This window comes from Ruoffia halotolerans (assembly GCF_014049385.1).
GTDB lineage: Bacteria > Bacillota > Bacilli > Lactobacillales > Aerococcaceae > Ruoffia > Ruoffia halotolerans.
Window position 1 is genome coordinate 104,739 of the sequence record NZ_JACAOA010000005.1, and the last position, 6,651, is coordinate 111,389.

Consider the following 6,651-nt stretch of genomic DNA (forward strand, 5'->3'; position numbering starts at 1 on the left):
CTTAAAAGGTTATCTTTCTATTTCAACCATATGGAATGCTTCGATAACGTCATCCATTTTAACATCGTTATAGTTTTCAATCATGATACCACATTCATAGCCTTTAGCTACTTGTTTTGCATCATCTTGGAATCGTTTCAAACTTGCGATTTCACCTTCAAAGATTACAATGTTATCACGAATTAAACGAACTTGACTATCACGAGCAATGTAGCCATCAGTAACGAATGAACCAGCAATCGTACCTAATTTAGACACTGTAAATGTCTCACGTACAAGCGCTTGACCTTGAACTTCTTCTTCATATTCTGGGTCTAGCATACCTTTCATGGCTGTTTCTATTTCTTCAATAGCGTCATAAATTACACGATATTGTCTAATGTCGACAACTTCAGAATCTGCTTGTAGACGCGCTTGTGGTGTTGGGCGAACGTTAAATCCAATCACAATCGCACCTGAAGCAGTGGCTAATGAAATGTCACTTTCATTAATTGCTCCAACGGCTTGGTGAACTACATTTACACGCACACCTTCAACTTCAATTTTTTGTAAACTTGCAGATAATGCTTCAGCTGAACCTTGCACATCGGCTTTAATAATCACGTTAACTGATTTTAATTCGCCTTCTTGTAATGATTCAAATAAGTTATCTAAAGTTACTTTCTTTGTTAAACTACGTTGAGCTTCTTGAGCTTCTTGTGCACGTTGTTCACCGGCTTGACGTGCAGTTTTCTCATCTTCGAATACTACGAATAAGTCACCCGCTTGTGGTGCTGTTTGTAAACCAGTAATCTCAACAGGAGTGGCAGGTCCAGCTGTACGGATACGTCGTCCGATATCGTTAACCATTGTTCTAACACGGCCATACGTATTACCAACAACGATCGGATCTCCAACATTTAAAGTACCATCTTGTACTAATAATGTAGCTGTTGCACCTTGGTTTTTATCAAGACGTGCTTCGATAACTGACCCTATTGCTAAACGATCTGGGTTAGCTTTCAGTTCTTGAACTTCTGCTACTAGTACAATCATTTCTAATAATTCTTCAATATTTTGATTGAATTTCGCTGAGATTTCGACAAAGATGTTGTCTCCACCCCAATCCTCAGAAATAATTCCGTGTTCAGATAACTCTTGTTTTACACGGTCTGGATTTGCTGTTGGTTTATCAATTTTGTTCACAGCGATAATTATTGGTACATCAGCAGCTTTCGCATGGTTAATCGCCTCCACTGTCTGTGGCATTACACCGTCATCGGCAGCTACAACAATAATTGCAATATCCGTTACATCCGCTCCACGAGCACGCATAGTTGTGAAAGCCTCATGCCCAGGTGTATCTAAGAATGTAATAATATTGTCGTCTTCAGTTTCAACTTGGTAAGCACCAATATGTTGAGTAATCCCACCAGCTTCACCTTCTGTAACCCGTGAATGACGTAATTGGTCAAGTAATGTTGTTTTACCGTGGTCAACGTGACCCATAATTGTAACAACAGCTGGACGAATTGTTAATTTAGCTTCATCTTGTTCTTCTTCGAAGTACACATCTAAATCAGATACATCAACAACAACTTTTTCTTCTGGTTCTACACCATACTCAAGCGCGATTAATTCGATCACATCTTTTGAAAGTGCTTGGTTTTGGTTAGCCATAACACCGTTCATCATTAATTTCTTAATGATTTCAGATGCATCCCGGTGCAACATTTTAGCAATTTCTTGAATATTTGTTCCTTCGGAATACACTAATTTTTCTGGTAAATCTTTATGTTTACGTTGTGTAATCCCTTTAGACTCAGTGTTTTTGAAATTCTTGTTTCCTTTACCGCGACGGTTGCGTCGATTACGGCGTCCAGCTTGATTAGATGATTTATTGTTATTAGAAGCGTTCTTATTTGAGTTGTTATTCTGCTTAGTATTCGTTTTAGATTCCTCTTTTTTATGTTGATTTTGTTTTGCTTGGTTTTTATCCGATGCTTTTTTATTCGTATTTTGAGAAGTGTTTGAACCTTCTTTATTTGCTTCTTTCGAGTTTGTTTCTGGTTTTTCGGATTTCTTATTGTTTTTATTACTAATAATATTATTCAGTTGCTTTTCTTGCTCTTCAGAAATTGAAGACATATGGCTACCGAATTCCATGCCTTTTGACTTAGCCATAGTTAGTAGTTCTTTACTTGTCAGATTATGTTCTTTTGCATATTCATATACGCGTTTAGTCATATAATCACCTTCCTAATTAATTAGTCATATGATTCCTCACTCTCCACATCGTAAGATAAAAATTTCTTTGTCATGCCTTGATTTGTCAAACCGATAATTGAACGGTTTTTACCAATAGCTTGACTTAATTCATACTTAGTAAATTCTGTGTTAAGGGGAATATCTTTTCGTTCACTTAAAGAACGGTATCTCTCTAATGTTTTCTCACTGGCATCGCTCGCGCATAATACTAAGCGAACGCGGTTATTTTTTACCGCTTTTTCGACCAATTCATCTCCCGAAATAATCTCTCTGGCGCGCATAGCTAAACCTAACATATTTAATTTTTTTAAATCATTTTTCATAGTAGTTCTTTGCGAGCTTTCTGATGATCAATATAATTGTATAACTCATCATAGAATTCATCATTAATCTTCACACCAAATGCACGATCAAATGTTTTTTCTTTTTTTGCTTTTAATGCCAACTCAGGTTCAAGTGCTATATAAGCGCCTCGTCCATTTTGTCGTCCTGTTGGATCAAGAAAAACTTCGTTTTCTTTGGATTTAACAACACGCACTAATTCTTTTTTTGGATACATTTCCTGAGATACAATGCATTTTCTCATTGGTTGTTTGCGTTGTTTAGCAGCCATTAGTTCGCTCCTTTAATGAAAATTATTATTTATTATAATTCATCTTGTTCTTCTTGCTCTTCAAGTAATTCATCATAATCTTGCTCATGATCATGCTCAACTTCAGAAATTGCGTCCTCTACAGCTTCAGCATCGTAATTATTCTCATCTAGATCTTGCTCTTCAAGTTGTTCATTGACACTATCTTGTTCTTCAATTTCTTCAATTTCTTCTATCTCTTCTACATCAGCAATAATTTCAGCTTCATCGAATGCATCATACTCTTCGGTTAATTCTACTTCATTGTTAACTAAGTAATCTTCTTCGATTTCAGCACTTTGTTCTGATAAATACTCTTCATAAGCTGTTTCTGATTTAATATCTATCTTATGTGATGTTAAACGCGCAGCTAAGCGAGCATTTTGCCCTTTTTTACCGATTGCTAACGATAATTGGTAATCTGGCACTACAACGATACAAGAGTTTCCTTCTTCTTCAAAAATTACATTAATAACTTCTGCAGGACTCATAGCGTTACGGATAAATGTTGCAGGGTCTTCACTATACTCAATAATATCCATGTTCTCACCATTAAGTTCATTCACGATTGTTTGTACACGTTGTCCTTTTTGACCCACACATGTACCAACTGGGTCAATATTCTCATCACGAGATCTTACCGCTACTTTCGAACGGTCTCCTGCTTCACGTGAAATTGAGACAATCTCAACAATCCCATCATAAATCTCTGGCACTTCTTGTTCAAATAATCTGCGTAAGAAATCTGGATGTGAACGACTCACGACCACTTGTGGTCCACGAGGAGTTTTATCAATTTTTGACACATACACTTTCACACGTTCGTCAATTTCTAAGTTTTCTCCAGCAATTTGTTCACGGATAGGCATTACTGCCTCAACTTTATCTAAATTGATATAAACAATTCCTTTTTCGAAACGTTCAACAGTCCCAGTTAAAATCTCATCTTCATATTGAATGAATTCATTGTAAATAATGTCTCGTTCAGCTTCACGAATACGTTGCATTACAACGTGTTTAGCTGTTTGAGTGGCAATACGACCAAAATCGTTTGGTGTTACTTCGAATTTGATTTTGTCGCCGATTTCATAAGCACGATTAATTTCTAAAGCTTCTTCCAATGAAATTTCAAAAGTAGGATCATACTTAGTTTCTACGACTTCTTTCACTGAAAATACTTTGATTGATCCACTTTCTTCGTCAAATTCTACTTCTACGTTTTGTGCATTATCGTATCTTTTTTTATAAGCTAATACTAAAGCCGATTCGAGAGCTTCCTTGATGACCTGACTAGATATTCCTTTTTCTTCTTCAAGAATCTGCATAGCTTGTACTAAATCTTTACTCATCTTCTTAATCACCTTATTATTTTTTTAGAATTTAATTGCTAAACGGAGTTTTGATACCGCATCGCGTTTAATTTCGAGTACTTTTTTTCTTGTCTTAATTGTCACTTCAATTTGGAACATTTCATCTGTGACTTCTAATAAAGTACCTTCATGAAATTTCTCTCCAAATTGTGGTACGTAATAATCTAAATGGATATATTCGCCCACTGCATTTAAGATATCTTGTTCAGTTTTTAATGGTCGTTCAGCACCTGGCGATGACACTTCTAAAAAATATGCTTTTGGAAATGGATCTGGGCTAATCTGATCGAGTGCCTCACTTAGTTTTTCGCTAATTTCCGCACAATCTTCAATATCTATTCCCTTTTCTTTATCGGCATAGACTCTCAAGTACCAGTTTGGTCCCTCTTTTAAATATTCAACATCAACCAAATAACAATTTTCTGATTCTACAATTGGCTCAATTACTGGAACTACGGACTCAATAACTTTACTCAATATTTCACCTCATCCTTTAAATTAAATTCTTAGTTATAAATATGAAAGGAGCAAGCGTCGCCGCTCACTCCTCCCCGTCTCTTCTAAATTCCTTAACCAATATACCACAAATCTTTAAAATGTACAAGTAACAGCTTCTTTAAAGCATTCCAAATAAAAAACCTTCAATCAAAATATGATCAAAGGTTTTAATTCAAGTTAATTTGGGTAAATATCATTCACATGATTGTTTACATCGATTACTAAGTATAATTTTTCATCTTGAATTTTTCCTGACATAAATCTATTCACTGTACCACTTTCTTCAGTTACTTCGAATGGGAAGTAAACTTCTTCACTTTCATCATTGTCCCATACGACTGTCAATCGTTCAATATCTTGATTTTTAATCACTGTCTCAAACATACCAGCTTCTAGACCACCTTGATTAATATCTGTTGTTTGAAAAGTATCTGCTTCAGGTAGTAATTCCATTCTGAAAGCTTCTGAAGGATGAATCTCAACAATTTCTCCATCATTAATTCTACCTAAACTTGTTGAAACGCGTTTAATCCACATGTCGCCGACTAATTCTACTGGAATTTCCCATTGGCCACCATTATGAAAATGAAAATTAAATTTCTGAACCTTTCTTCCCATTACAGTTCTCCCCTTTAAGCTATATAGTTTTCTTATAAACTTATTATAACACATTTTTTTGACGAGTCCAGAAGTTTGTTATCTTTTTCACAATTAAATCATGTGATTAAATCAGCGTTTAATTCACTTAAATTTAATATGAAACTTTTTCATGTGAATAAAAAACACATCAATCTGTTATATTATATTTTTATTATCTGTTATATTTATTTAAGACCAATTTTATTTCTTATGATTAAAAAGTTGTGCTATAATTCTATTCATATTGAATTGAGAGGATGTTTATATAAATGAAAAAAACTATAAAACTGTTGCTTTTTGGTTTGTTATTATTCTTAGTCTTAGAACCAATGGCCCCTGCTAAAGCTGAGGTAATTTCCGAGGAATTTGTAGGTGAAACTGTGACTATCGGAACGGTCGGTGAAGAATTGGCTGATATATGGGAGTTTGTTGCTGATAAAGCTGAGGAAGATGGCATTGAATTAGACATAGTCTTGTTTACTGACTATAATACTCCTAATATTTCTTTAGTTGATGGCTCATTGGATATGAACGCTTATCAACATACCGACTTCTTAAATGAGTGGAATGATGCAAATGAAACAAATTTAGTTTCTATTGGAAATACTTTTGCTACTCCTTTGCGTTTCTTTTCTGAAAAGCATAATTCTATTGATGATTTACCTGAAGGGGCGATCATTGCTATTCCAAATGATTTGGCAAGTAGCTCTTACGCCTTACAAATCTTAGATTATGCTGAGCTTATTAAACTAGATGAATCAATTGATGCCTTACCTACTGTGAATGACATCGTTGAAAATCCAAATAATTATGAAATCATAGAATTGGAAGCTGCTCAAATTCCAGCTGCCATGGCCGATGTTGATATGGGAGTGATTCATCAGGTCTACTTAGAAAGTACTGACTTTGAACCAAATGATGCTATCTATTCTTATGGCCACAATACAGAAACATTCAATTATAATCGCTTAAACACCATTACGGTTCGTGAAGAAGATCAAGACAACCCACTATACCAATATATTGTAGATTTATATCAATCTGACGATGTTGCAGACTATATTGAAGAAATTTCAAATGGTGGTCATATTCCTGCTTGGATATTATTAGAAGAATACGAAGCAAGTCTTGAGAATGAAAGTAATTAATTATTTATTTTGTGATCATCACAACTTCAAGAAACGATACCGTTTGTAGTTATTCTTAAAAACAAAAACGCGCGTAGAAAGTAAGACTTCTCTAGCTTTCTACGCGCGTTTTTTAAGG

Annotated in this window: 7 protein-coding genes; 1 reads left to right on the top strand and 6 read right to left on the bottom strand. The window is 34.9% G+C overall.

What is annotated here, in order from left to right; translation table 11 throughout:
* Nucleotides 1-9 precede the first annotated feature (9 nt).
* The 6 genes from infB to HW423_RS03160 all read right to left on the bottom strand — a co-directional run bounded on the left by infB (nt 10) and on the right by HW423_RS03160 (nt 5,364).
* Nucleotides 10-2,226 (bottom strand): translation initiation factor IF-2, encoded by a 2,217-nt coding sequence (gene infB / locus HW423_RS03135; RefSeq protein ID WP_218930490.1) that lies wholly within the window; start codon nt 2,224-2,226, stop codon nt 10-12.
* A gap of 20 nt (nt 2,227-2,246) precedes the next feature.
* On the bottom strand, nt 2,247-2,570 hold the full coding sequence (locus HW423_RS03140; RefSeq protein ID WP_138403502.1) for a L7Ae/L30e/S12e/Gadd45 family ribosomal protein: 324 nt from the start codon (nt 2,568-2,570) through the stop codon (nt 2,247-2,249).
* Nucleotides 2,567-2,860: an RNase P modulator RnpM gene (rnpM, locus tag HW423_RS03145; RefSeq protein WP_138403503.1), complete on the bottom strand. Its 294-nt coding sequence runs from the start codon at nt 2,858-2,860 to the stop codon at nt 2,567-2,569. The genes HW423_RS03140 and rnpM overlap by 4 nt, the downstream gene beginning before the upstream one ends.
* 32 nt (nt 2,861-2,892) lie before the next feature.
* Nucleotides 2,893-4,227, bottom strand: coding sequence for a transcription termination factor NusA (gene nusA, locus HW423_RS03150; RefSeq protein WP_218930491.1), 1,335 nt, complete (start codon nt 4,225-4,227; stop codon nt 2,893-2,895).
* A gap of 24 nt (nt 4,228-4,251) precedes the next feature.
* The gene (gene rimP / locus HW423_RS03155) at nt 4,252-4,725 is read right to left on the bottom strand and encodes a ribosome maturation factor RimP (protein ID WP_218930492.1); all 474 of its coding nucleotides are present in this window, start codon (nt 4,723-4,725) and stop codon (nt 4,252-4,254) included.
* Nucleotides 4,726-4,923: 198 nt separating this feature from the next.
* Nucleotides 4,924-5,364: a hypothetical protein gene (locus tag HW423_RS03160; protein WP_218930493.1), complete on the bottom strand. Its 441-nt coding sequence runs from the start codon at nt 5,362-5,364 to the stop codon at nt 4,924-4,926.
* Between the two features lie 290 nt (nt 5,365-5,654).
* Here HW423_RS03160 and HW423_RS03165 point away from each other — a divergent pair, with 290 nt between their 5' ends.
* On the top strand, nt 5,655-6,533 hold the full coding sequence (locus HW423_RS03165; protein ID WP_218930494.1) for a MetQ/NlpA family ABC transporter substrate-binding protein: 879 nt from the start codon (nt 5,655-5,657) through the stop codon (nt 6,531-6,533).
* Nucleotides 6,534-6,651: the final 118 nt, after the last annotated feature.